General features: G+C 71.7%; 22 protein-coding genes. 10 read left to right on the top strand and 12 right to left on the bottom strand.

What is annotated here, in order from left to right:
• Positions 1 to 19: 19 nt before the first annotated feature.
• Positions 20 to 508 (top strand): hypothetical protein, encoded by a 489-nt coding sequence (locus BM290_RS05700; RefSeq protein WP_239143394.1) that lies wholly within the window; start codon positions 20 to 22, stop codon positions 506 to 508.
• A gap of 33 nt (positions 509 to 541) precedes the next feature.
• Here the strand turns inward: BM290_RS05700 and BM290_RS05695 are convergent, their stop codons facing one another.
• Complete coding sequence (locus BM290_RS05695; RefSeq protein ID WP_093610689.1) at positions 542 to 1,921, bottom strand: FAD-dependent monooxygenase; 1,380 nt, start codon at positions 1,919 to 1,921, stop codon at positions 542 to 544.
• Positions 1,922 to 1,962: 41 nt separating this feature from the next.
• Here BM290_RS05695 and BM290_RS05690 point away from each other — a divergent pair, with 41 nt between their 5' ends.
• Positions 1,963 to 2,541 carry a TetR/AcrR family transcriptional regulator gene (locus BM290_RS05690; protein WP_239143402.1) on the top strand — a complete coding sequence of 193 codons (579 nt, stop codon included), beginning with the start codon at positions 1,963 to 1,965 and terminating at the stop codon, positions 2,539 to 2,541.
• 387 nt (positions 2,542 to 2,928) lie between these two features.
• Here BM290_RS05690 and BM290_RS05685 read toward each other — a convergent pair whose 3' ends face one another.
• The 3 genes from BM290_RS05685 to BM290_RS05675 are packed head-to-tail and all read right to left on the bottom strand — an operon-like array spanning position 2,929 to position 6,364.
• Entirely contained in the window at positions 2,929 to 3,672 is a 744-nt protein-coding gene (locus tag BM290_RS05685; RefSeq protein WP_093610685.1) for a succinate dehydrogenase/fumarate reductase iron-sulfur subunit, read from the bottom strand.
• Positions 3,672 to 5,621, bottom strand: coding sequence for a fumarate reductase/succinate dehydrogenase flavoprotein subunit (locus BM290_RS05680; protein ID WP_093610683.1), 1,950 nt, complete (start codon positions 5,619 to 5,621; stop codon positions 3,672 to 3,674). Before BM290_RS05680 ends, BM290_RS05685 begins: the two co-directional genes overlap by 1 nt.
• 2 nt (positions 5,622 to 5,623) lie before the next feature.
• Positions 5,624 to 6,364, bottom strand: coding sequence for a succinate dehydrogenase cytochrome b subunit (locus BM290_RS05675; RefSeq protein WP_093610681.1), 741 nt, complete (start codon positions 6,362 to 6,364; stop codon positions 5,624 to 5,626).
• 71 nt (positions 6,365 to 6,435) lie between these two features.
• On the opposite strand from BM290_RS05675, the gene BM290_RS05670 reads away from it, so the two are divergent.
• The 3 genes from BM290_RS05670 to BM290_RS05660 all read left to right on the top strand — a co-directional run bounded on the left by BM290_RS05670 (position 6,436) and on the right by BM290_RS05660 (position 9,943).
• A complete protein-coding gene (locus BM290_RS05670) occupies positions 6,436 to 7,344 on the top strand; it encodes a LysR family transcriptional regulator (protein ID WP_093610679.1) in 909 nt (302 codons plus the stop codon).
• A 32-nt stretch (positions 7,345 to 7,376) separates the two neighbouring features.
• On the top strand, positions 7,377 to 8,135 hold the full coding sequence (locus BM290_RS05665) for a class I SAM-dependent methyltransferase (protein WP_093610677.1): 759 nt from the start codon (positions 7,377 to 7,379) through the stop codon (positions 8,133 to 8,135).
• Positions 8,136 to 8,230: 95 nt separating this feature from the next.
• On the top strand, positions 8,231 to 9,943 hold the full coding sequence (locus BM290_RS05660; RefSeq protein ID WP_093610675.1) for a substrate-binding domain-containing protein: 1,713 nt from the start codon (positions 8,231 to 8,233) through the stop codon (positions 9,941 to 9,943).
• Positions 9,944 to 10,042: 99 nt separating this feature from the next.
• On the opposite strand, the gene BM290_RS05655 is transcribed toward BM290_RS05660, so the two are convergent.
• The 7 genes from BM290_RS05655 to BM290_RS05625 form a co-directional block, all read right to left on the bottom strand.
• The gene (locus BM290_RS05655; protein WP_093610673.1) at positions 10,043 to 11,476 is read right to left on the bottom strand and encodes a phytoene desaturase family protein; all 1,434 of its coding nucleotides are present in this window, start codon (positions 11,474 to 11,476) and stop codon (positions 10,043 to 10,045) included.
• A 159-nt stretch (positions 11,477 to 11,635) separates the two neighbouring features.
• Positions 11,636 to 12,709 carry a glycosyltransferase family 2 protein gene (locus BM290_RS05650; RefSeq protein ID WP_093610671.1) on the bottom strand — a complete coding sequence of 358 codons (1,074 nt, stop codon included), beginning with the start codon at positions 12,707 to 12,709 and terminating at the stop codon, positions 11,636 to 11,638.
• Positions 12,706 to 13,443: a carotenoid biosynthesis protein gene (locus BM290_RS05645; protein ID WP_093610669.1), complete on the bottom strand. Its 738-nt coding sequence runs from the start codon at positions 13,441 to 13,443 to the stop codon at positions 12,706 to 12,708. Before BM290_RS05645 ends, BM290_RS05650 begins: the two co-directional genes overlap by 4 nt.
• Before the next feature lie 5 nt (positions 13,444 to 13,448).
• Entirely contained in the window at positions 13,449 to 14,006 is a 558-nt protein-coding gene (locus tag BM290_RS05640; RefSeq protein ID WP_093610667.1) for a GNAT family N-acetyltransferase, read from the bottom strand.
• The gene (locus tag BM290_RS05635; RefSeq protein ID WP_239143401.1) at positions 14,003 to 14,614 is read right to left on the bottom strand and encodes a monooxygenase; all 612 of its coding nucleotides are present in this window, start codon (positions 14,612 to 14,614) and stop codon (positions 14,003 to 14,005) included. The genes BM290_RS05640 and BM290_RS05635 overlap by 4 nt, the downstream gene beginning before the upstream one ends.
• Positions 14,615 to 14,676: 62 nt before the next feature.
• On the bottom strand, positions 14,677 to 15,150 hold the full coding sequence (locus BM290_RS05630; RefSeq protein ID WP_093610665.1) for a YbaK/EbsC family protein: 474 nt from the start codon (positions 15,148 to 15,150) through the stop codon (positions 14,677 to 14,679).
• Positions 15,151 to 15,152: 2 nt separating this feature from the next.
• The gene (locus BM290_RS05625) at positions 15,153 to 15,944 is read right to left on the bottom strand and encodes an SDR family NAD(P)-dependent oxidoreductase (RefSeq protein ID WP_177319589.1); all 792 of its coding nucleotides are present in this window, start codon (positions 15,942 to 15,944) and stop codon (positions 15,153 to 15,155) included.
• 58 nt (positions 15,945 to 16,002) lie between these two features.
• Here BM290_RS05625 and BM290_RS47095 point away from each other — a divergent pair, with 58 nt between their 5' ends.
• Together BM290_RS47095 and BM290_RS05615 are read left to right on the top strand one after the other, a co-directional pair.
• On the top strand, positions 16,003 to 16,413 hold the full coding sequence (locus BM290_RS47095) for a hypothetical protein (RefSeq protein ID WP_143133628.1): 411 nt from the start codon (positions 16,003 to 16,005) through the stop codon (positions 16,411 to 16,413).
• 46 nt (positions 16,414 to 16,459) lie between these two features.
• Positions 16,460 to 17,074: a DUF305 domain-containing protein gene (locus BM290_RS05615; protein ID WP_093610661.1), complete on the top strand. Its 615-nt coding sequence runs from the start codon at positions 16,460 to 16,462 to the stop codon at positions 17,072 to 17,074.
• 335 nt (positions 17,075 to 17,409) lie between these two features.
• Here BM290_RS05615 and BM290_RS05610 read toward each other — a convergent pair whose 3' ends face one another.
• Positions 17,410 to 17,886, bottom strand: a complete 477-nt coding sequence (locus BM290_RS05610; protein ID WP_093610659.1) for a DUF4396 domain-containing protein — start codon at positions 17,884 to 17,886, stop codon at positions 17,410 to 17,412.
• Between the two features lie 1,161 nt (positions 17,887 to 19,047).
• Here BM290_RS05610 and BM290_RS05605 point away from each other — a divergent pair.
• The 3 genes from BM290_RS05605 to BM290_RS05595 all read left to right on the top strand — a co-directional run bounded on the left by BM290_RS05605 (position 19,048) and on the right by BM290_RS05595 (position 21,878).
• The gene (locus BM290_RS05605) at positions 19,048 to 19,449 is read left to right on the top strand and encodes an SAV_6107 family HEPN domain-containing protein (protein WP_093610657.1); all 402 of its coding nucleotides are present in this window, start codon (positions 19,048 to 19,050) and stop codon (positions 19,447 to 19,449) included.
• A 1,431-nt stretch (positions 19,450 to 20,880) separates the two neighbouring features.
• Positions 20,881 to 21,009, top strand: a complete 129-nt coding sequence (locus BM290_RS50560; RefSeq protein WP_275413160.1) for a hypothetical protein — start codon at positions 20,881 to 20,883, stop codon at positions 21,007 to 21,009.
• Between the two features lie 47 nt (positions 21,010 to 21,056).
• The gene (locus BM290_RS05595) at positions 21,057 to 21,878 is read left to right on the top strand and encodes a hypothetical protein (RefSeq protein ID WP_373871035.1); all 822 of its coding nucleotides are present in this window, start codon (positions 21,057 to 21,059) and stop codon (positions 21,876 to 21,878) included.
• Positions 21,879 to 21,958 lie beyond the last annotated feature (80 nt).

Genomic DNA, 21,958 nt, shown 5'->3' with positions numbered 1-21,958 from the left:
TGCGGAAGGCGGGAACCGGGTGACGGAGCTGGACGAGATGCGGGAGATCCGGGCGCGACGGGCTCGGCTCGACGCCGAGGAACTGGAGCTGATCGACCGGGCCAGGCGGTCCGGCGTCACCTGGCCGGCGATCGCCGCCGCGCTCGGTCTGGGCAGCCGGCAGGCCGCGGAGCAGCGCCGGCGCAACCTGGCGAGGGCGGCGGAGCGCGACTCCCTGCCGCGCCGATCCGAGCTCGATCAGGGGTACGGCGACGACGTCACCCGTCTCCGCAGACACGCCGTCGACCTGTGCCGGCGGATCGGCGCGGACCGTCGCTGGGACGCCCGTTTCACCCGGGCCGCCCTGGTCCGGGAGACCCTGTCGGCCGCACCGGACGCCCCGGCCGGCGCCCTCTACGACCTGGTGACCGCGGCTCTCGGTGATCTGGAGGGCCGCCTGCTGCCGGCGCCCCTGCGAGCCTCGGTCGATCGTCTCCGCGCCTCGCAGAGCCCGGCCCGTTCGACGTAGCCTCCCGGAGCCCGGCCCGCACCTGGTGGCTTCTCAGAGCCCGGCCCGTTCGAGATAGCCGAGCACGTCACGCACGTCATGGGTGGCGCAGCCGACGTAGTTGTCCGGCCGGATCAGGAGCAGGGTGGGCCCGTCCGTCCCGTAGATCCCGGCGGCCTCGGAGACGTGATGAACCGGGACGGACAGCTCGGGCAGCGGCGACTCCCAGTCGAAGGCGAGCAGCGTGGCGTGCGGCCCGCGCAGCCGATCGAAGATCCGCCCGGCGGCCAGCGGCGCGTCGGGCGCCCGGTCCCCGGCCTGCACCGTGCCCGGCCGGGGGCGGCGTTCGTCGGCCAGCGTGGCGCCCCGGTAGTTCAGTGACAACTGCCGCAGCACCGGGTCGTCGCGGCGCATGGCGTCGTCGGCGCCCTCGGCGTGCCGCCGGTGCAGGCGGGTGCTGATCCCGAGGACGCCCGCGGCCACCGGGAGCCGCTCCTCCTCGTACGTGTCCAGGACCGCCGCGCTGCCCGTCGCGATCTTCCAGCCCAGGTTGTACGCGTCCTGGATCCCGGTGTTGAGCCCCTGCCCGCCGGCGGGGGAGTGCACGTGTGCCGCGTCGCCGGCGAGGAACACGTTCCCGGCCCGGAATCGCGACGCCATCCGCATGTTGGCCCGGTACTCCGAGGTCCAGCCCACCGCGGTGACCGTGATCGACGGGTCGACGGCGGCCACCAGCTCGGCCGGCGACAGCGCGGACGGCGGCGCGGTCAGCTGGAACCAGTCCCCGCCGGGCAGGGGGCACAGCCCGAGCCGGAACGCCCGTCCCTCGCCCGGCCACACGTGCCAGTGGTCGCGGTCGAGCCCGGTCAGGCGTACGTCGGCGATGGTCAGCCGCTCCTCCTCGTGGGTCTCGCCCTCGAACCCGATCCCGGCCAGCTTGCGAACCGTGCTGCGCCCGCCGTCCGCGCCGACCACGTAGGCCGCGTCGACGGCCTCGCCGGTGTCGAGCGTGACCCGTGCCCCGCCGTCGATCGGATCGATCCCGGTGAGCCCCACGCCGACTTCCACCGGGATGCCGTCGGCGAGCAGCTCACCGGTGCGCCACTGGGGGAGCATCAGCATGTTCGGCCAGGGCACGGCGGGGGTCGGCGCGTGCACCTCGTCGAGGCGGAACCGGTGCTCCCCGCCGCCGGGCAGGTGGGCCAGCAGCTCCGGATAGGGCCCGCCGGCGGCCAGGAACCCGTCGAGCAGACCGAGGTCGTCGAGGACCTCCAGGGTGCGCGGCTGCAGCCCTTTGCCGCGGGAGCCGTCGAACGGCTGCGCCGACTTCTCCACGATCCGGTACGGCACGCCGTGCCGGGCGAGCTGGCGCGCCAGGGTGAGCCCGGTCGGACCCGCTCCGGCGATTACGGTGAATCTTGATTCAGTGAACATAAATTCACCGTACGGCCGCTGGTAATCTCCGTCAAGTGGCGATGGGCACGCGCGCACAGCAGGCGGCGCAGACCGAGGCGGAGCTGAAGGCGGCCGCGATCCGGGTGTTCGAGCGGGTGGGCTACCTCAACACCAAGATCACGGACATCACGGTCGAGGCCGGGCGGGCCACCGGCTCCTTCTACAAACACTTCGCGAGCAAGGAGAAACTGCTCGAAGCGCTGCTCGCCGACCTGCTGACCGAGGGGGACGCCAGCGCCGAGCTCCCCGGCCACCTCGACGACTTCCGCGACCGCGAGGCGGTCCGCTGGCACGTCGCCGTCTACTGGTCCTTCTACCGGCAGCACCGCGCGATCATGTCGGCGCTGCAGCAGGCCGCGATCGTCGACGAGGCGTTTGCCCGTCGCAGCCGCGAGATGCTCGAGCCGGACCTCCACCACATCGCCGGTCACCTGGCCGGTCTCGAGCCGCCCGGCGGTCCCCTGGTCGCGGCGTCCCTCTTCGCCGCGACGCTGTCGGGGGCCGTCGCCGATTGGTTCGCCGACCCGGCCCCCGCCGTCGGCGAGGCCGAGATGATCGACATCCTGGCGACGTTCCTGCACACCGGCCTCGGCGGCTGAAAACCCCTATACGGTACGGATCACGCCGAGTCCCGTGGCTCCCCCGCGAGGCAGGCGACACTCCCGGCCATGACGCGCCCGCCGGGCCGAATGCGACGGTGACCGTCACCCCCCGGCCGGCTCGCGAAGCTGTTCGGCGGGAGTGGCGACAGCTCTGAGAGCCGGGCGGGGTGGCCGTGCCGCACGGATACGCCCGGCGGGCGCGCTGCGGTCCCGGGCGCCGTGGACGTCGCGGGGGAGCCGCGGGCGGGGTGGCTTGCGGCCGGGGGCGGCCGGCGGCGTACCGCTGATGGAAAGACCGGATGCCCGGCACGCCGTTGTGCCGGGCATCCGAAGAGGCCGGGTATCGGTCACGCCGTTGTGCCCGATACCTGGAGTCGCGTGGCGTCAGCGCTTGCTGACCGCCTTGCGGTAGTCGCTGTTGAGGCGGCCGATGAGGCTCAGCGGGATGCCCTTGGGGCAGACCGTGGTGCACTCGCCGGCGTTGGTACAGCCGCCGAAGCCGGCGTCGTCCTGGGCCTGGAGCATGTCGATGACGCGGCTGTCGCGTTCGGGCTGGCCCTGGGGCATCAGGCCGAGATGCGCGATCTTCGCGGCGGTGAACAGCATCGACGAGCCGTTGGGGCAGGCCGCCACGCAGGCGCCGCAGCCGATGCAGGTGGCCGCTTCGAAGGCCGCGTCGGCGTCCTTCTTGGGCACCGGGGTGGCGTGGGCGTCGGGCGCGGTGCCGGTCGGCGCGGTGATGTAACCACCGGCCTGAATGATCTTGTCGAAGGCGGTACGGTCGACGACCAGGTCCTTGATCACCGGGAAGGCCGCCGCGCGCCATGGCTCGACGTCGATCACGTCGCCGTCGGAGAACTTGCGCATGTGCAGCTGGCAGGTGGTGGTGGCCTTCTCCGGGCCGTGCGCCACACCGTTGATGACCATGCTGCACATGCCGCAGATGCCCTCGCGGCAGTCGTGGTCGAACGCGATCGGGTCGTCGCCGGACAGGATCAGCGTCTCGTTGAGGACGTCGATCATCTCGAGGAACGACGCGTCGGGGGAGATCCCCTTCACGTCGTAGGTGACCATCTTGCCGGCCGCCGACGGACTGGCCTGACGCCACACCCTGACCTTGATGTCCATTACTTGTAGCTCCGCGTGCTCGGGTGGACGTACTCGAAGTTGAGGTCTTCCTTGTGCAGGACGGGCTTGCCGTCGGCGCCGAAGTACTCCCACGCCGCGGCGTAGCTGAACTCGTCGTCGTGGCGCAGCGCCTCACCGTCCGGGGTCTGCGACTCGGCCCGGAAGTGGCCGCCGCAGGACTCCCGCCGGTGCAGCGCGTCGATGCACATCAGCTCGCCCAGCTCGATGAAGTCGGCGACCCGGCCGGCCTTCTCCAGGTTCTGGTTGAGTTCCTCGCCCTTGCCGGGCACCTTCACCCGGGTCCAGAACTCCTCCTTGAGCGCCCGGATCAGGCCGATGGCCTTGGTCAGGCCCTCCTCGGTCCGCTCCATGCCGCAGTACTCCCACATGATCTGGCCCAGCTCGCGGTGGAACGAGTCCACCGTGCGGTCGCCGTCGATCGAGAGGAACTTGGCGATCCGGTCCTCGACCTCCTTGCGGGCCTCGACGACCGGAGCGTCGGTGGCCTGCACGGCGGGGAACGGCCCGGCCGCGAGGTAGTTGCTGATCGTGTTCGGGAGCACGAAGTAGCCGTCGGCCAGGCCCTGCATCAGCGCGGACGCGCCGAGCCGGTTGGCGCCGTGGTCGGAGAAGTTGGCCTCGCCCACCACGAACAGGCCGGGGATCGTCGACTGCAGGTCGTAGTCGACCCACAGGCCACCCATCGTGTAGTGCACGGCCGGGTAGATGCGCATCGGCGTCTCGTACGGGTCCTCGCCCGTGATCCGCTCGTACATCTCGAACAGGTTGCCGTACTTCGCCTCGACCGCCTTGCGGCCCAGCCGCTTGATCGCGTCGGCGAAGTCCAGGTAGACGCCGAGGCCACCGGGACCGACGCCGCGGCCCTCGTCGCAGACGTTCTTGGCGGCCCGGGACGCGATGTCGCGGGGGACCAGGTTGCCGAACGACGGGTAGATCCGCTCCAGGTAGTAGTCGCGGTCCTCCTCGGCGATCTCACCGGCCGGCTTCTGGCAGTCGGCGGCGTTCTTCGGCACCCAGACCCGGCCGTCGTTGCGCAGCGACTCCGACATCAGGGTCAGCTTCGACTGGTGCGAGCCGGACTCCGGGATGCAGGTCGGGTGGATCTGCGTGTAGCAGGGGTTCGCGAACAGCGCGCCCTTGCGGTGCGCCCGCCACGACGCGGTGACGTTGCAGCCCTTCGCGTTCGTGGACAGGAAGAACACGTTGCCGTAGCCGCCGGAGGCCAGCACGACCGCGTCGGCGAACTCGGTGGTGATCTCGCCGGTCACCATGTCGCGGACCACGATGCCGCGGGCCTTGCCGTCCACGATGATCAGCTCGAGCATCTCGTGCCGGGCGTTCATCTCGACGTTGCCGAGGCCGATCTGCCGCTCCAGGGCCTGGTACGCGCCGAGCAGCAACTGCTGGCCCGTCTGGCCCCGGGCGTAGAACGTACGGGACACCTGGGTGCCGCCGAACGAGCGGTTGTCGAGCAGGCCGCCGTACTCACGGGCGAACGGGACGCCCTGGGCCACGCACTGGTCGATGATGTTCACCGACACCTGGGCGAGCCGGTACACGTTGGACTCGCGGGCGCGGAAGTCGCCGCCCTTGACCGTGTCGTAGAAGAGCCGGTAGACGGAGTCGCCGTCGTTGCGGTAGTTCTTCGCGGCGTTGATGCCACCCTGCGCGGCGATCGAGTGCGCGCGGCGAGGGCTGTCCTGGTAGCAGTACGACTTGACCCGGTACCCGGCCTCGGCCAGGGTCGCCGCGGCCGAGCCGCCGGCCAGGCCGGTGCCGACCACGATGACCGTCAGCTTGCGGCGGTTCGCCGGGTTGACCAGCTTGGCGGAGAACTTGCGGCGCTCCCAGCGGGTCTCGACCGGCCCGTCCGGCGCGGCCTTGTCGAAGACGGGCTCACCCTCGGCCCAGAAGTCGTTGGCACTCATGATCAACCCACCAATCCGGTCGTGACCGCGATCGGCACCGAGAGGTACATCGCGACCAGGATCACCGAGAGCACCAGGGCGATCGTCTTGGCCCGGCGCTCACCCGCCGTCGTCTGCTGGCCCAGCGTGCGGACCGCGCTCCAGATGCCGTGCCGCAGGTGGAAGCCGACCGCCACGACCGCGAGGACGTAGAAGATCGTCACGTACCAGCGATCGGGGGCGAACCCCTCGATCACGCGCGCGGACGGGTCGGCGTCGCCGCCGGCCGGGTTCACCTTGCCGAGGGTCAGGTCGAGGATGTGCCAGATCACGAACAGCACGATGATCACGCCGCCCCAGCGCATGGTGCGCGCGGCGTAGCTGCCCTGGATCTTCGGCCGGTGGGCGTACTTGACCGGCCGGGCCTTCTTGGCGCGGATGGTCAGCGCGGCGGCCGCCCAGATGTGCAGGCCGATCGCGACGAGCAGGCCGACGCGCTGGATCCAGAGGAACCAGGCGTGCGGCAGCAGGGGTGTGCCGAGCTCCCGCAGCCACTCCGCGTAGTGGTTGAAGTCGGACTCGCCGACGAAGATCTTGAGGTTGCCGGCCGCGTGCGCGAAGAGGAAGAAGACCAGCAGCGCACCGCTGACCGCCATGATCAATTTGAGGACGACCGACGAGGGCCGGACCGACTTCCGCGGCGTGGGGCGTGCCGTCGCACCCGCCGCATGGGTCGTCTTGGGAATAGGAGTGTCTACCGCCACAACTTGGACGGTAGAAAGTCCCGATCGATTCGTCTAATGCATGCAGGTGGTGCTCTCCATAGCTATAAGCTATTAAGGTGCAGCTGCAACAACTCAGGTACTTCGTAGCGGTGGCGGAGACGCGACATTTCACCCAAGCAGCGGATGAATTGGGCGTGTCCCAGCCCACCCTGAGTAAGCAGATTCACACCCTTGAGACGTCTCTCGGCGCGCCGCTCTTCGAGCGGATCCGTGGCGGCGTGACCCTCACGGTAGCGGGCGAGACCCTGCTCCCGCTGGCACAGCGCATGATCGCCGACGCTGATGCGGCACGGGACGCGGTGGCCGACATCGTGGGGCTGCGGCGTGGGGAGATTCGCCTCGGCGCCACCCCGAGCCTCTGCTCCTCGCTGGTTCCGGCGGTGCTCCGGGCGTACCGGGCCGACCACCCCGGCATCCGGCTGCACGTGACCGAGGGCAGCTCCCAGGACATGATCGCCGACCTGCTCGCACACACCCTGGACCTGGCTCTGATCGTGCAGCCCGAGCACGGCGTCGACCCGGCGCTGGAGACCGCCGAGCTGCTCCGGGAGAGCCTCGTGGTGGCGTCGGTCGCGACCGGCCCGCCGCCGACCGTGGCCCGCCAGCTCGACCTGATCGAGCTGCGGCACACCCCGATGGTGATGTTCCGCGACGGCTACGACATCCGCGACGTCACCCTGCAGGCCTGTGAGCGGGCCGGCTTCACCCCGAAGTTCGCCGTCGAGGGCGGCGAGATGGACGCGGTGCTCGCCTTCGTCGAGGCCGGCCTGGGTGTCGCGCTGGTGCCGAGCATGGTGCTGGCCAACCGCCCGCTGCTGCGCGCCACCCCGCTCGCGCCGCCCGGCATGCGCCGTACCATCGCGCTCGCCCAGCGCCGCGGCGCGATCATGTCGCACGCCGCGGCCGCCCTGCGCGAGGTGGTCATCGAGCACTGTGCGGCGACCGTCCACATCGGGTAGTCATCCGGCTGCGCCGCGTCTAGGCTCCGGGTGTGTGGCATGGCGAGTACCGGGATCCCCGGCTGGTCGAGGTCTACGACGCTGAGCACCCCTGGGGCTGGGAGGACGACTTCTTCATGCGGGTCCTCGCCGACCGCATGGCGCCCCGCGTCCTCGACCTCGGCTGCGGCACCGGCCGGCTGGCGATCGCCATGGCCGAGGCCGGTCACGAGGTGACCGCGGTCGACCCGGCCCGCGCCAGCCTCGACGCCGCCCGCCGCAAGTCCGGCGCCGCCCGGGTCCGCTGGGTCGAGGGCTCCTTCGAGACGCTGCCGCCGCGCTCGTTCGACGCCGCCTTCCTGACCGGGCACGTCACCGAGCTGCTGGTGTCCGATGAGGAGTGGTCCGGCGCCCTGCACGCGCTGCGCGACGCGCTGGTCGTCGACGGGCGGCTCGTCCTGGACGGCCGTGACCCGGCGGCGCGGCCGTGGGAGCGGTGGGACCGGGCCGGCACCGAGCGGTCCATCGTGCTCGCCGACGGCTCGGCGGTGGTCGCGTGGACCGAGGGGGCCCCGGCCGCCGACGAGCGCACCGTGTCCGTCGTCCATCACTTTCTGTTCCCGGACGGTCTCGAGCTGACCAGCACGGCCGTGCACCGGTTCCGTGACGAGGCCACGCTACGTGACTCCCTGCGTGCGGCCGGCTTCCGGGTCGACCAGCTCTACGGTGGATGGAGCCGGGAGCCCGCGGGCCTCAGCGACGACGGCGAACTGATAGTGATCGCGATCGCTGAGCCTCGGATGTTGCCCTGATGTGCCGCGTTACTTACTGAACCATTGCAGGACATGAATACCGGACTACTATCCGGCAGGCATCGGTACCGACCTCAACGACGGGGCTAGGTGGCATGTCCGACAACGAGTGGCCAAGGCAGTTGCCCGCACCGGACCACGGCGACTGGACCGAGGCGCCGCAGAGCCGCGGCCGTGTCCTGCTCGCCGCGGTCCTGGTGATCACGGTCCTGCTGGTGGCCGGTGGCGTCGCCTGGCGGTTGATGAGCAACGGGACGTCCACCCCCGCCGCGCAGGCCAGCGCCGCGCCCGTGCCGTCGTCCACCCCCACCGTCACCCCCTGCCCCGACCCCGAGCTCACCGTGGCCGCCGCCCCCGAGATCGCCCCGCTGATCAGCAAATTCGCGGCCGACCTCAAACCGGCCGGGCAGCGCTGCTCGCCGATCGTGGTCCGCGCCGAGGAGCCCGGCGTCACGGTGGCCGCCGACGACCAGCCCGACGTCTGGGTGCCGTCGTCGAGTGTCTGGCTGCCGATCGCCGCCGACCGCAAGCACGTCTTCCAGACCTCCGGCGCCACCCTCGCCTGGTCGCCGATCGTGCTGGCCGCGCCGCCCGCGGTCGCCGCCCAGTACATCAAGGACGGCAAGACCGCCTGGACCACGCTGATCAAGGCGGTCACCACCGAGCAGGTGCCGGTCGTCACCATGCCCGACCCGCTGCTCACCACGACCGGCCTGCTCAGCGTCCACGGTGTGCACGCCGCCGCCGCACTGACCACGAAGGACCCGGGCATCGCCCAGCTGCGCGCGCTGACCCTGCGCAGCCGGCTCACCCGGGCCGACGCCGACCCGGCCGCGCTGATCACCCAGATGTCCCGGCTGACCGACCCGGGCGCGGCCGCTTTCGACGTCGGTGTCTTCCCGGTCGTCGAGCAGCAGGTCACCGCCTACCAGAAGGCCGTTCCCAAGGTGCCGCTGGCCGCCGCGGTGCCGGTCGACGGCCTGGTCCAGGCCGACTACCCGTACGCGGTCCGCAAGGGCGTCAAGACCCGCCTCGCCGAGCAGCTGCGTGCCGCGATCAGCAAGCCGGACCTGGCCGCCGCCGGGTTCCGCACCGAGCCCACCGCCGGCGGCGCCCGGCTGCCCGAGTCGGCCAAGGCGATGCTGACGCCGGCCCAGCAGTGGGCCGGCTTCCAGACAGTGGCGTTCCAGGTGCTGCTGCTGATCGACGAGTCCGGCTCGATGAACGAGAGGATCGGGGCCGGGACGGAGACCAAGGCGTCGTTGCTGCGCGAGTCCGGCGCGAGCGCGGCCGAGCTGTTCAACGAGGAGACCACGATCGGTATGTGGTATTTCGGGGCGGCCGGAGCAGCCGACCCGGCACACACCGAGGTGGTCCCGTTCGGCCCGATCACCGCGGGGACCGGCGGCAAACCCCGGCGGCAGGCGCTGGCCGAGCAGATCACCGCGTACCGTCCGCGGGCGAACGCCGGCACCCCGCTCTACCAGAGCGTCCTCGACGGTGTCGACGCCATGCGCAAGCAGGCCCAGGCCGGCCGCCCGTCGGTGGTCGTGGTGCTCACCGACGGCGCCGACGGCGGGACCAGGTTCGCGATGAGCAACCAGGAGTTCCTGAAGCGGCTCAACGCCGGGCGCGACCCGGCCCGGCCGGTCCCGGTCATCGCTGTCGGCTACGGCCCGGACGCCAACCTGAAGGCGCTGCAGGACATGGCGAAGGCCACCGGCGGCCAGGCGATCGCCGCCCGCGACCCGGCCGACCTGGCCTCCGCGATGGCCAAGGCCTTCCTGGCCGCCCGGACCACGTCATAGCCCGCCCCTGGTCAGGCACGCCCTCACCGCCCGGCTCGGGTCAGACGGCTCCTCGCAGCCCGGCCCGGGGTCAGGCGGCTCCTCACCGCCCGGCCCCGGTCAGGCGGGCCCGATCGCGTCGGCCACGATCCGGGCGGAGAGGGTCACCATCGGTAGCCCACCGCCCGGGTGCACCGAGCCGCCGACCAGGAACAACCCGTCCACCGGGCCAAGGTTACCGGGCCGCAGCAGACCACCCGCGGTGCCGTAGATCGCCCCGCCCGGCGCGCCCGCCGACTCGGCCAGGTCCGCGGGCGTCCGCGTCTCCCGGAACTCCAGCCGGTCCCGGACGTCCACCCCGCGACCGGCCAGCACGTCCAGCACATGCCGGGCGTACGCGTCGGCCAGCCCCGGCCGCCGCCAGTCCACGGCCGACTGCGCGGTGCCGTGGCGGGGGGCGTTCACCAGCACGAACCACGCCTCCCGGCCCTCCGGGCGCACCGCCGGGTCCTCGGCCCGGGTGACGAACACCGCCGGATCGTCCACCGGCCGGGCCCGCCGCCCCGGCCCCGGGAAGATCGCGTCGAACTCGCCGTCGTAGCGGCGCGGGAAGAACACCGTGTGATGGGCCAGCTCCGGGGTCTCCCCGCGCACCCCGAGCAGCAGCACGAACCCGCCCAGGCTGCGGTCGGCGAGCCCGGCCAGACGGTCCGGGCTCGGCAGCAGATCCCGGTACAGGGTGACCGCGTCCACATCGGAGACCACCACGTCGGCGTGGACGAAACGGCCCGACGCCAGGGTCACCCCGCGGACCGCGGCATCGGCCTCGATCGCGGTGACCTCGGAACCCAGCTCCAGGCGTACCCCCAGATCGTCGCACCGCGCGCGCAGCGCCGCGGCCAGTGTGCCGAGGCCACCCGGCAGATACCAGCCACCGTAAGTCAGCTCGGCGTAGGGGATCGCGGCCAGCGCGGCCGGCGCGCGCCGCGGATCGGTCCCGGTGTACGTCGCGTAGCGGTCCAGCAGCATCCGCAGCCGTCGATCCCGCAGGTAACGCCGGCCCAGGCCGCGCAACGACCGGCCCGGCGCGATCGCCGCGAGATCACCCACCCGCCAGGACAGCCGCGCCAGCGACGCCGCCGACACCGGCCGCTGCAGCACCGACTCCCACGAGGCCGCCCAGATCCGCGCGGCCCGCCGCCAGAACCGGTCCCAGTCGCTCGCCGCGTCGTCACCGAGCGCGGTCGCGATCCGCTCCAGGAACACCGCGTGATCCGGCGACGAGTCGAGCACCACCCCGTCCGGGAAGACGTGCCGCACCACCGGATCCAGCGGCTGCGGCCGCAGACCCAGCCCCAGATCGTCGAAGACCTGCGGCAACGTGAGCAGGCTCGGCCCGGTGTCGAAGCGGTAGCCGTCCCGCTCATACACCGCCAGCTTCCCGCCGGCCTCCACGGCCCGCTCGTGCACGGTCACCCGGTGCCCGGCCGCCGCCAGCCGCACAGCGGCGGCAAGACCACCGACCCCGGCGCCCACCACGACGACGTCACTCACGGTTTACCCCTTTTCTTATGGTACGGGGGGACGCACTCCCGCCGAATGATGCCCGTCCCGTGGCTCCCACGCGAGCAATGCGGTGCTTGCGGACCCAGACGCGCCCGCCGGGCCGGCTGCCTGCTCACCGGCTGGACGGCCCCCACGGCCGGCCCCGGGTCATACGGGGCGGCCGCGCCAGGACAGACGGCCGGTGCGTCGCCTGTGGAACGAGCGTGCGGTCAGGCCCGCGAACACGACCACGGAGAGCGGATGCGCCACGGCGTCGAGCGGGCGGCCGCCGGTGGCCACGGCGCTGACCACCCGGCCCGCGACGCCGAGAAGGTAGGCGACCGCCGCGACGGCCGGCCACGGACCTGGTAGCAACAGGGGAGGTACGGCGTACAACAGAAGAAGAAGGACCACGACGGCGGCCGCGCCGGACGCCGACCCGAACGACGCCCACAGCGATTTGCCGTAGCCGTTCGCCAGTTCCTGCCAGGTGCTGTACATGCGGCAGGTGGCCAGGCGCGAGCCGTCGGCGAGCGCGATCCGGCCGCCGGAGCGTTTCACCGCGCGGGCCAGGCCGATGTCCTCGAGGATGTCGTCGCGGACCGCCGCATGGCCGCCGGCCCGCCGATATCCGGCCCGGTCGGCGACCAGCCACTGGCCGCCGGCGGCGGCGAGCGACGGGCGCGGCGAACGTTCCATCAGGCGCAACGGCAGGAAGGTGAGCCAGGACCATTGCAGCAACGGCTGGACCAGCCGTCCGGCGCCGACGATCCGGGGGTACGGCGAGAGCAGCGTCACCCCGGTCGAGCGGAGCAACTCGACCGCCCCGGCGACCGCGTCCGGCGCCAGGACCACGTCGGCGTCGACGAAGACCAGCACGTCCGCATCGCCGGCGTCGTCGGCCAGCCGGCGGCAGGCGTTCGGTTTGCCCAGCCAGCCGTCCGGCAGCGGCCCGCCGGTGAGCAGCCGCACCCGGGAGCCCGCCACCGCGCGGACCACGTCGGCGGTCCCGTCGGTGGATCCGTCGTCGAGGACGTGCACGGTCAGGTTCGGCACACCGCGCTGGGCGAGCAGCGACTCCAGGCAGGGCGTGACCCGGCCGGCCTCGTCGCGCAGCGGCAGCAGGACGGCCACCCGCTCGGTCGTCGTGGCGTCGCGGCGCGGGCGGCGCAGCAGCAGCGCGTTGACCACGGTGTGCGCGGTGAGCAGCAGCAACGGCGTGAGCGCGAGCCAGGCGATCATGTCGTACGGGGTTTCAGCAACGGCAGCACGGCCAGACCCATCAGGACACCGCCCCACGCGGCCGAGGCGGGCAGGTCCAGGAAGACGGCGTGGGCGAGGACCGAGGAGAAGTACGTCCACAGCCACAGCGCCAGCATCGGCGTGTCGCCCGGCGCCGGGGACGACACGATCCGCGCCGCCGACAGCACCGTCATCAGCAGGATCGCGAACCCGAGCCAGCCCAGATAGTTGCCGACCGGGATCCCCGGCACCCCGGGCAGCGCCGGAACCGGATCGTGCCAGCGCCAATACCCCTCGGCGACCATCTGCGGGTCGAGGAACAGATCCCACGCGGCCAGCCCGCCGGCGGCCACCGCGATCCGGGCCACCCGCCCGCGCGCCACCCGCAGCGCCGCCAGCCACGCCGGCCAGGCCATCCACGTCCAGGCCAGCGGGATGATCAGCGGCACGCCCAGCAGTTTCGGCCCCAGCTGGCCGGAGTAGTCGTAGGTCCCGAACGGGAAACCGGTGGCCACCCCGATCGCCTCGACCGCGAACCCGCCGAGCATCGCGGTGCCCACCAGCGCGCCCGCCGCCCGGGCGCCCCGGGACAGCCACGCGTGCGACACCGACAGCATCACGCCGATCAGGACCGTCGCCACGGTCAGACCGGCCCGGGTCCCGCCCTCGGTCAGCGGATAGCAGATCTGGGCCAGGATCAGGCCGCCCAGCAGCGCCCAGGAAACCGCACGCAACGTGGTCAGCCGCCGACCGTTCCCTCGGCGAGCGGAAGCTCCCGGCCGAGGATCGCGAACGCCCGCTCGTCACCCGGGAACAGGAAGTCCCGCAGCACGTCGGAGAAACCGAACCGCCGGTACAGCCGCCAGGCGCGGGACGCCTGCTCGTCGGCCTCCGGAGTGGACAGCAGCACCCGCTTGCCCTCGGCCATCGCCAGCAGCGCCCGCAACTGCCGGGCGCCGACCCCGTGACCCTGCGCCACCGGGCGCACATGCAGCTCGACGACCTCGAAGCAGTCCGACAGCCAGTACCGGCGGGACGGCTCGTCCAGCGACGCTCGCACCTGGTCGTGCCACCACTGGCCGGGGGCGGACGTGTAGCCGTACCCGAAACCGGCCAGCCGGCCCTCCGCGGTCAGCGTCGCCACCGCCCGGAACCCCGGCCGGCGCACGTGCGAGCCGATGTAGCCGCGGCGTGTCTGCAGCAGCTCCTTGCGGTACCCCATCGCCTCGCCGTAGACGGCCACCACGTCGTCGAGCCGGCGCAGCAGGTCGTCCGGCTGCCAAGCTACGAGCCTCATCGCTCCGTCAGCTCCTCGTCGATCCAGCCCAGCACCCTGCGGTCGCCGGTGAGGTCACGCACCGCGAAACGGGCGAAAAGCTCCTCCGCATACCAGCCGTCGGCAGGCGTACGGGCGATCACCGCGCGATGCTCCGGCTGACGGTACGCGAACGCGGTCAGATCCGCCGTGCTGCGCCACACGCTGACCGTGCCCTGCCAGCCGATCGGCGCCTCACCCACCCCGAACCGCGCGAGCAGCCCCGGCGCGTCCGCCACCTCCCGCGCGACCGCCGGGATCGCCCGCCAGAACCGCAGCGCCTTCGCCGGCCGCAGCCGCGCACGGGTCAGCGCCACCACCATTCCGTCCGTTCTGCGACCGGTCGAGCGGAACGGGCTCCGGCCCGACCACTCGCCCCGGCTCACCAGCGGCTCGAGATCGATCCGGGCATTCCCGTCGGCTATCGCGTCCCAGCGCGGGAAACTCACCGGGGCGTCACTCACGGTTATCGCGGCCCAGCGGGTCAGATCCGTGTCGCCCGGACCGAAGGTGGTGCCGGTGCCCGTACCCAGGAATTTGCCGAATGTGACGTTTTTAAGGTCTTTTCCGGCGAAGGCCATGCGCATCATGGCCGCGCCGATCGCGCGGCGCGGGACCCGCCAGACATGCAGGCTGACGTGGTCGTCGTCGATCACGCGACCTCGGCCGGGGTCCCGGCGGTGACGCGGACCAGCTCCGCATAGGTCGTCGCAAACAACGATTGGGGTACGCCGCCCGCCGCCCACACCACCGGGAACCGCTCCAGCTCGACGTCCACCAGGGTCCGCACCGGCTTCGGATGACCCACCGGGGCGACCCCGCCGATCGCCTGGCCGGTGTGCTGCCGGACGAACTCCGGCGTAGCCCGCCGCAGCTTCCCGATCCGCAGCTCGGCGGCCACCTTCGCGGTGTCCACCCGGTGCGCGCCCGACGTCAGGACCAGCAGCGGCTCCCCGTCGGCGTCGAAGATCAGCGAGTTGGCGATCTGGCCGACCTCGATGTTCAGAGCGGCGGCCGCCAGCGCGGCGGTGTGCACCGCCTCGTCCAGGATGACGATCTCGGCGGCGGCCGCGCCGGCCGCCGTCAGAGCGTCGCGGACCGCGATCACATTCGGATGGTTGTGCATCCTTACTTGTTTACCGCCTCGGCGCTGGCCTCCCACAACCGACCGGCAAGCTCGGGGTCACGGGCGTGCGCCGCCGGGGTGGTCAGCGAGTGCCCCACGTAGTAGCCGCCGTTCACCAGCTCCGCCTCCGGCGCCGTGGCCAGCCACACCAGCAGCTCACCGGCCTTCTCCGGAGTGACCAGGAACGGCGCGAACCGGTAGAACAGCCGGACGGTGCGGCCCGCGCCGAAATTCGTCCGCACCACACCCGGATGGAACGAGACACTGAACACATCCGGCCAGCGGCGGGCCGCCTCCGCGGCGAAGAGGATGTTCGCCGACTTGCCCGCCCCGTACGCCCGCCAGCGGTTGTAGCTCGCCGGATCGCCCTCCGGACGGTCCGGGTCCGGCCGGCCGTACAGGTGCGCCCGGGACGCCGTGTTCACCACCCGGGCGCCCCGCAGCCGCTCCCGCAACAGGGTCGTCAACAGGAACGGGGCCAGATGATTGGCCTGGAACGTCGCCTCGAACCCGTCGGCGGTCCGCCGGAACCCGTCGATCATGCCGCCGGCATTGTTCGCCAGCACGTCGATCCTCGGGAACCCGGCCAGCAGGTCGCCCGCCAGCGCCCGGACCTCGGCCAGACTCTCGAAATCGGCCCGGAAATGCGCTGCCGGCCGCACCCGGGCCACCGCGCCGGCGAGACGACGCGGGTCACGGCCCACCAGGACCACCTCGTCGCCACGCGCGGCGAACTGCTCGGCGGCGGCCAGCCCCACCCCGGAGCTCCCGCCGGTGACCACGATCGTCGCCATCCCGTCATCGTATTCACGAACGTGCGGATCTGCTCCTGGTCGCGGGTACCGTGACGGGGTGCGGATCACGGCGGAGAGCGGCGCGACGATGCGCCGGGCCGCCTGGTGGTTGCTGTTCGCCTGCACGGCGATCGGGCTGGCGTCGATGCACATCCTCGGGCACGGGGCCGCCGCTCACCGTCCGGCCGCGGTCTCGCCGCACTCGCCGCTTCTCTCCTCCGCTCCCGGCGCCGTGCCGGCCGGGCTTCCCGCCGGTCCCCACACCGATGATCACGGGTCGGGCGGGCACGGGACGGTCTGGAGTGTCTGCGTCGCGGTGCTGACGGTGACGTTGCTGCTGTCGCTGTCGGCCTGGTCCTTGCCGCGGCGATGGGACGACGGGTTTCCCTCCGGCCGGGTGACTCCCCGGGCGCCGCCCTCCGGCGGTGCCGGTCTACGCCTGATCTCGACATCGGCCATACGTATATAGCGGGGACTTTCGCCCACTATTCGTCTCCGATGTGAAAGGTAACCCCTTGACGTCCCTCACGTTCCTCCGTCGTGCCTTCGGGCCGGGCGTTCTGCTGCTGACCCTCGCCGTGGCCGCCTGTAGCGGTGGCGGCCACTCACCCGCTCATTCCGGCGCCGGGCCCGCCACGCCGGCCTCCACCTCCGCCTCGCCGGGAGCCGTGTTCAACGACGCCGATGCCGCGTTCGCCGAACACATGAGCGTCCACCACCAGCAGGCGATCGTGATGTCGGCCCTGGCCGCCGAACGAGCCGCCGACCCCCGGGTGAAAGAACTCGCCGCCAAGATCGAGTCCGCTCAGTCCCCGGAGATCGCCACCATGACCGCCTGGCTCTCCGCGTGGGGCCTCCCGCCGGCGGAAACCGGTGACGGCCACGGTGACGGCCACGAGTCGATGCCGGGCATGATGTCCGCCGCCGACATGACAAAGCTGGCCGAATCCACCGGCCAGGCCTTCGACGACCAGTTCCTCACCATGATGATCGCCCACCACGAGGGCGCCGTGACGATGGCCCAGGCCCAGATCGCCGACGGCGCCAACCCGGAAGCCAGAGCCCTGGCCGCAAAGATCATCACCGACCAGCAGGCGGAGATCGCCGCCATGAAGGCGATGAGCCGCTGAACCCGGTGGAGACGGCGCGGCAGGCCTACTTCCGGCCGCGTCGTCTCCACCCCTCCCGACCGCGCCGTGTTAACCCCTCCCGGCCGCGCCGTGTTCACCGCTTTCCGGCCGCGTCGTGTTAACCCCTTCGGGCCGCGCTGTGTTCACCGCTTTCCGGCCGCGTCGTGTTAACCCCTCCCGACCGCGTCGTCTTTACCGCTTTCGGCCGCGTCGTGTCATCCCTCTGGGTCGCGCTGTCTCCACCCCTTCGGGCCTGGCTGCTCGACTCGCTGCCTAGGTGTGCTCTTTGCGCCGGCGTACCCCTCGAAGCTTTTATGTCTGTCTGTGGGGTTGCGTCAGTGGTTGTGCTGATGCGGGCTGTGGTGCTGGTGAACCACCGCGTGACCCTTGCCTCGGGCGATCAGCCACCTGTTGACCGGCACGGTCAGCACGAACGCCACCGCCAGCGCGAAGGCGAGCGAACCCCAGAACAGCCGGTTGCCCAGCCCGGCCTCCATCGCGCCGGGCACCACGAGCATGACCATGTTGTCGATGATCTCCATGACCACGATGGACACCGTGTCGGCGGCGAGTGCCACCTTCAGCGCGTCGCGGACGCCGATGCCGGAGCGGAGCAGTGGCCGCATGGTGAGCGCATACCCGAAGACGAACGCCAGCCCGATCGCGAGAACCACGGTCGCGCCGGCGGTCCAGCCCAGGGCGGTGCCGATCACCATGCCGAGCACCTCGCCGATGGCGCAGCCGGTGAGGCAGTGCAGTGTCGCCTGTGCCGCCATCCGCCACGACGCGGATCCGTGCCTGTTGTGATCCATGAACCTCTCCCTCCACTCAGTGGCAATATACCCCCCTGGGGTATCGGAGGAAAGGTTCGATCCGCTTGCCCGCCTGTGACGTGCGCCCCGCGTCCTGTCGATCATCCGTTCGAAAAAGCTGGTGGCGTGGCGCGCTGAAGGTTGCGTTTTTGTCGTAGGGGGGTGTTAGTCTCTGCGGTAGTTAGAACGGATGTTCGAAAGGGTGTTCGTTCGGCTCCGGGAGCGTGTTTCGCGGCTCGCCTCCCGGGTGTGGCGCCCGCGAAGCGCTGCACACGTGGTCCGGGCATTCGCGGGTCCGGGCCTCGTTCAAGGCAGGCCGTCGCTCGCTGCCCCCGACCCCCGGTGGCGGGCGACGGACCCGCCGGCGGTGCCGGCCGGGTGTGGTGTGGGGAAGCTTCACGCCTGGCCGGCTTGCCGTCGGGCGGTCCGAGTGACCGTCCACCGGGGCTCCGGCCGCCCGTTGGAGCCCCGGTCTCCGGCCTCGGCCGGTCACGGCATGCTGCGTCTTCCTCCGCAGCGATCGGTTCGACCCACCAACGTCGGATGCGAAACGAGCGAGGAGAAACGACGATGGCGAGCACCAAGGCCCTGGACCTCATGGCGGCTCCCGGTCCGGCCCACCAGAGCCCGGCTCACGCGGCCCCGGCCCCCACCGTCCCAGCCCAGCCCGGTCCCGCAGAGACCAGCGGAGCGCACGACAGTGCAACTCGGCCGGGCCCGGTGGCAAGCTCAGCCCCGGCTGCACCCGCTCCCGGTTCGCCTGTCTCCGGTTCTCCTGCTTCCGGTTCTCCTGGTTCCGGTTCTCCTGGTTCCGGTTCGCCTGCTTCCGGGTCTCCTGCTTCCGGTTCGCCTGCTTCCGGGTCTCCTGCTTTCGGTTCGCCTGCTTCCGGGTCTCCCGCCTTCGGTTCACCTGCTTCCGGGTCTCCTGCTTCCGGGTCTCCTGCCTCTGGTTCGCCTGCCTCCGGGTTGCCCGCCTCTAGCTCGCCTGTTTCCAGTTCGTCTGGTGCTGGTTCATCCGTTTTTGGCTCGGCCGCTTCGGGGGCGGCCGGGCCTGGGCCGGTCGCTGGCGGCTTGGGGCGTGGTCCGCTGCGAGCCGGGCTGGATCGGGGTGCGGTGACCGGTGCGGCCTCTCGGTCGGAGGCTCCTACGGTGCCGGCTCACATGCTGCCCCACCGCACTCCCGCCCAGCTGCTGGCGATCGCCCACGAGGGTTTGGCCGAGGCGGCGAAGACCGGACCGGACGGGTTGCGCTACGCGACAGCCCACCTGGCCGCTCTGCGCACGGCCGCGGCTCTGATCGCCGCACGTGCCCGGCCAGGTGCGTCCAGCCGCCGGGCTCGTGCCACCAGTGCCTGGTCGCTGCTGGTGCTGGTGGCGCCGGAGTTCAGCGAGTGGGCCGGCTATTTCGCTCTCGGCGCGAGCAAGCGAGCGGCCGCCGAAGCAGGCATCCCCCACGTGGTCAGCGCCCGCGAGGCTGATGACCTGCTGAGGGCAGCCGAGCAGTTCGTCACGGTGGCCGAGTCCTCCCTGGGACTCTCCTACCAGCCCCCACTGGCCGCATGATCACCCGCGGCATCCTGGCCGCACACGCTTCGCCTTCCCCCGTGGCTGTGCTCCCCACATCCGATCCCGCGGCCATACGTCCTTCATGTGTCCCTGACACGCTGCGCCCTTCATCCCTTCGCGGCGCAGCGCGTTTCTCGTCTCTTCGCGGTGCGGGGCGTTTCTCGTCTCTTCGCGGTGCGGGGCGTTTCTCGTTCCTTCGCGGTATGGGGCGCTCCTTGCCCCTTTACGGCGCATTTGGCCTTCTGCCTCTTCCGGCGACGGTGCGCTTCTCGGCTCTTCCGGCCGCGGTGCGCCTCTCGGCACTTCCCTCTGCTTCGTGCCATTCGTCTCTTCCTGCGGCGGTGTTCCTCCCACCTCTTCCTGCTGCGGTGCGCTCGTCGTCTCTTCACGGGGTGACGTGGGTTTCGGCTCCTCCTGGCGCGGTGCGTCTTTCGGCTTTTGCCGGCCCGGTGCGTCGCTCATCTTTGGGCGCGATGGTGCGGCTCTCATCTCTTCCTGGGGCTACGCGTCCTCCGCCACCGGTGCGGGTGCATCGCTGGGGTCCTTCCCGATCAGCACGGGTGGCCCACCTGCTCGTGTGATCGAGGGCGATGTTCGGGCTGGCTCTTCGCCCCTGCCCGTGGGTGGCCCGGCGGGTGCCTGTGGCGGCGTTGCTCGCGTCTGCGGCCGTGCGTCTCGGTGAGGTGTGTGGCTGTGGCCTTCTAGTGGCCGGGTTCCGGTTCGGACCGGTGGGAGTGCCGCGGGTGTCGGTTCTTCTTCGGACCGGTGGGGGTGGCGCGGGGTGTCGGTTCTTCTTCGGGTCGGCCGGTGTCGCGGATCTCGGTTCCTCGGCTGGTGGCGTCGCCTTTTGAGGGGAGACGCGCTTTCGCGGAGACGAGCGGCGGTGGTGGTGAGCCGGTCGTGCGGGGGTGCTGGTGGGGAGTTTGTCCACGTGACGGGGGTTGCCGATCCGGGGGCGCTTGACGGGGAGCAATAGAGCGAGGCATGACGTGGCTGGGCGCATGATCAGTGGTGCGAACGCCCTTGCGGGAATGGTCCGGACGGCTACCGGAACCGGCGAGCCAGGCGTGGACCGGACGCTGCCGGTGGCGCCTGAGCTGGGTAGATTGCTGCCCGGCCGTGCGCTGCGCCGGGGCAGTACCGTCGCTGTCGCCAACGGGCAGATCTTGCCGGCGGGCATGGGCAGGATGCCGCGTGCCAACCCGCTTGGAGCCTCCGACGCAGGCATCCCGATGTCCAGGACTGGTATGCCGGCCGGCCGCGGTTCTTCCTCAGCCGACGTGGACGCCTCGACAGGCTTGGGTGTGTCGACTGGCGCGGGCATCTTCGGCCGTGGGGATTCGTCCACATCAACGAGTCCGGGTATTTCTGCCCGTGGCGGTCCATCTCGCGGCTCGGGTGTGGCGGCGGGGCGTGGCGGTTCGTCTGGTGGCTCGGGTGTGGCCGCTGGGGGAGATCTTCCTGGGCGGGCGGGGTCTCCTGTTCGCGCGGGTGTGCCGAGAGGGCGGGGCGTCGTTCCTGGTCGTGGGGACCTGTCTGGTCGCCCGGGTGCGGTGACAGGAGCGGAGGGCTTCGGCCGCGGGGGGTCGACGGCGTTCGACGGCATGTCGGGCGGCTTTGTTGCGGCTGAGGCGCCGGGGAAGACGGCGGCGGCGCCGGAGAGGACGGCGGCGGCGGGGAAGACGGCGGCGGCGCCGGAGAGGACGGCGGCGGCGGAGAGGACGGCGGCGGGAAAGGCCGGGTCGGCGGTCGGGCGGGCGGCCGGGCGGGGGCTGTCTGTGGTGGCCGGTGGGGTGACGGACGGGGCGGCGGCTGGGGCCGGGGTTTCGGCTGGTGGCGGGACCTCTCTGATGCTGGCTCTGCTCTCCGCCGCTTCGCGGAGCGGGGCCTGGTGTGCGGTTGTCGGGATGCCTGCGCTGGGGGCCGTCGCGGCTGCGGAGAGTGGCGTGGTGCTGGAGCGGCTTGCGCTTGTTCCGGATCCGGGGCCGGACTGGGCGACCGTGGTGGCCGCGCTGATCGACGGGGTGGATGTGGTGGTCGCGGCTGTTTCGGGGCCGGTGTCGCCGACCATCGTCAGCCGGTTGGCGGCTCGGGCGCGGCAGCGGGGGAGTCTGCTGGTGCCGTTCGGGGAGTGGGCCGGTGCGGATGTTCACCTGCGGGTCGGTGAAGGGCGCTGGGAAGGGCTCGGGTTCGGGCGGGGACGGTTGCGGCGTCGTGAGGTCACCGTGGTGGCTCAGGGACGAGGGGCGGCGGCCCGTCCACAACAGATCACCATGTGGATGCCGGGTGTCTCGGTTCGTTCGGGAGTCGTCCCGCCGGCGCCGTCGCGGTCCGCCGACGGGGGATCCACGCTGGTGGGACCCGTGTCCGCGATGGTCGCCCCGCCGGGCGGCGGTCTGTCCATCTGCCCGCCGGACCCGAGGTGACGCCGATGCGGCGGGCATGCGGGCCGACGGCGATCACCCAGCGGCGGGACGGCGGGAGCGGAAAGCGGGAGGGGGAGGAA

This window comes from Actinoplanes philippinensis (assembly GCF_900113015.1).
In the GTDB taxonomy this organism is placed as follows: domain Bacteria; phylum Actinomycetota; class Actinomycetes; order Mycobacteriales; family Micromonosporaceae; genus Actinoplanes; species Actinoplanes philippinensis.
This window is presented reverse-complemented; position numbering and strand designations above follow the sequence as displayed.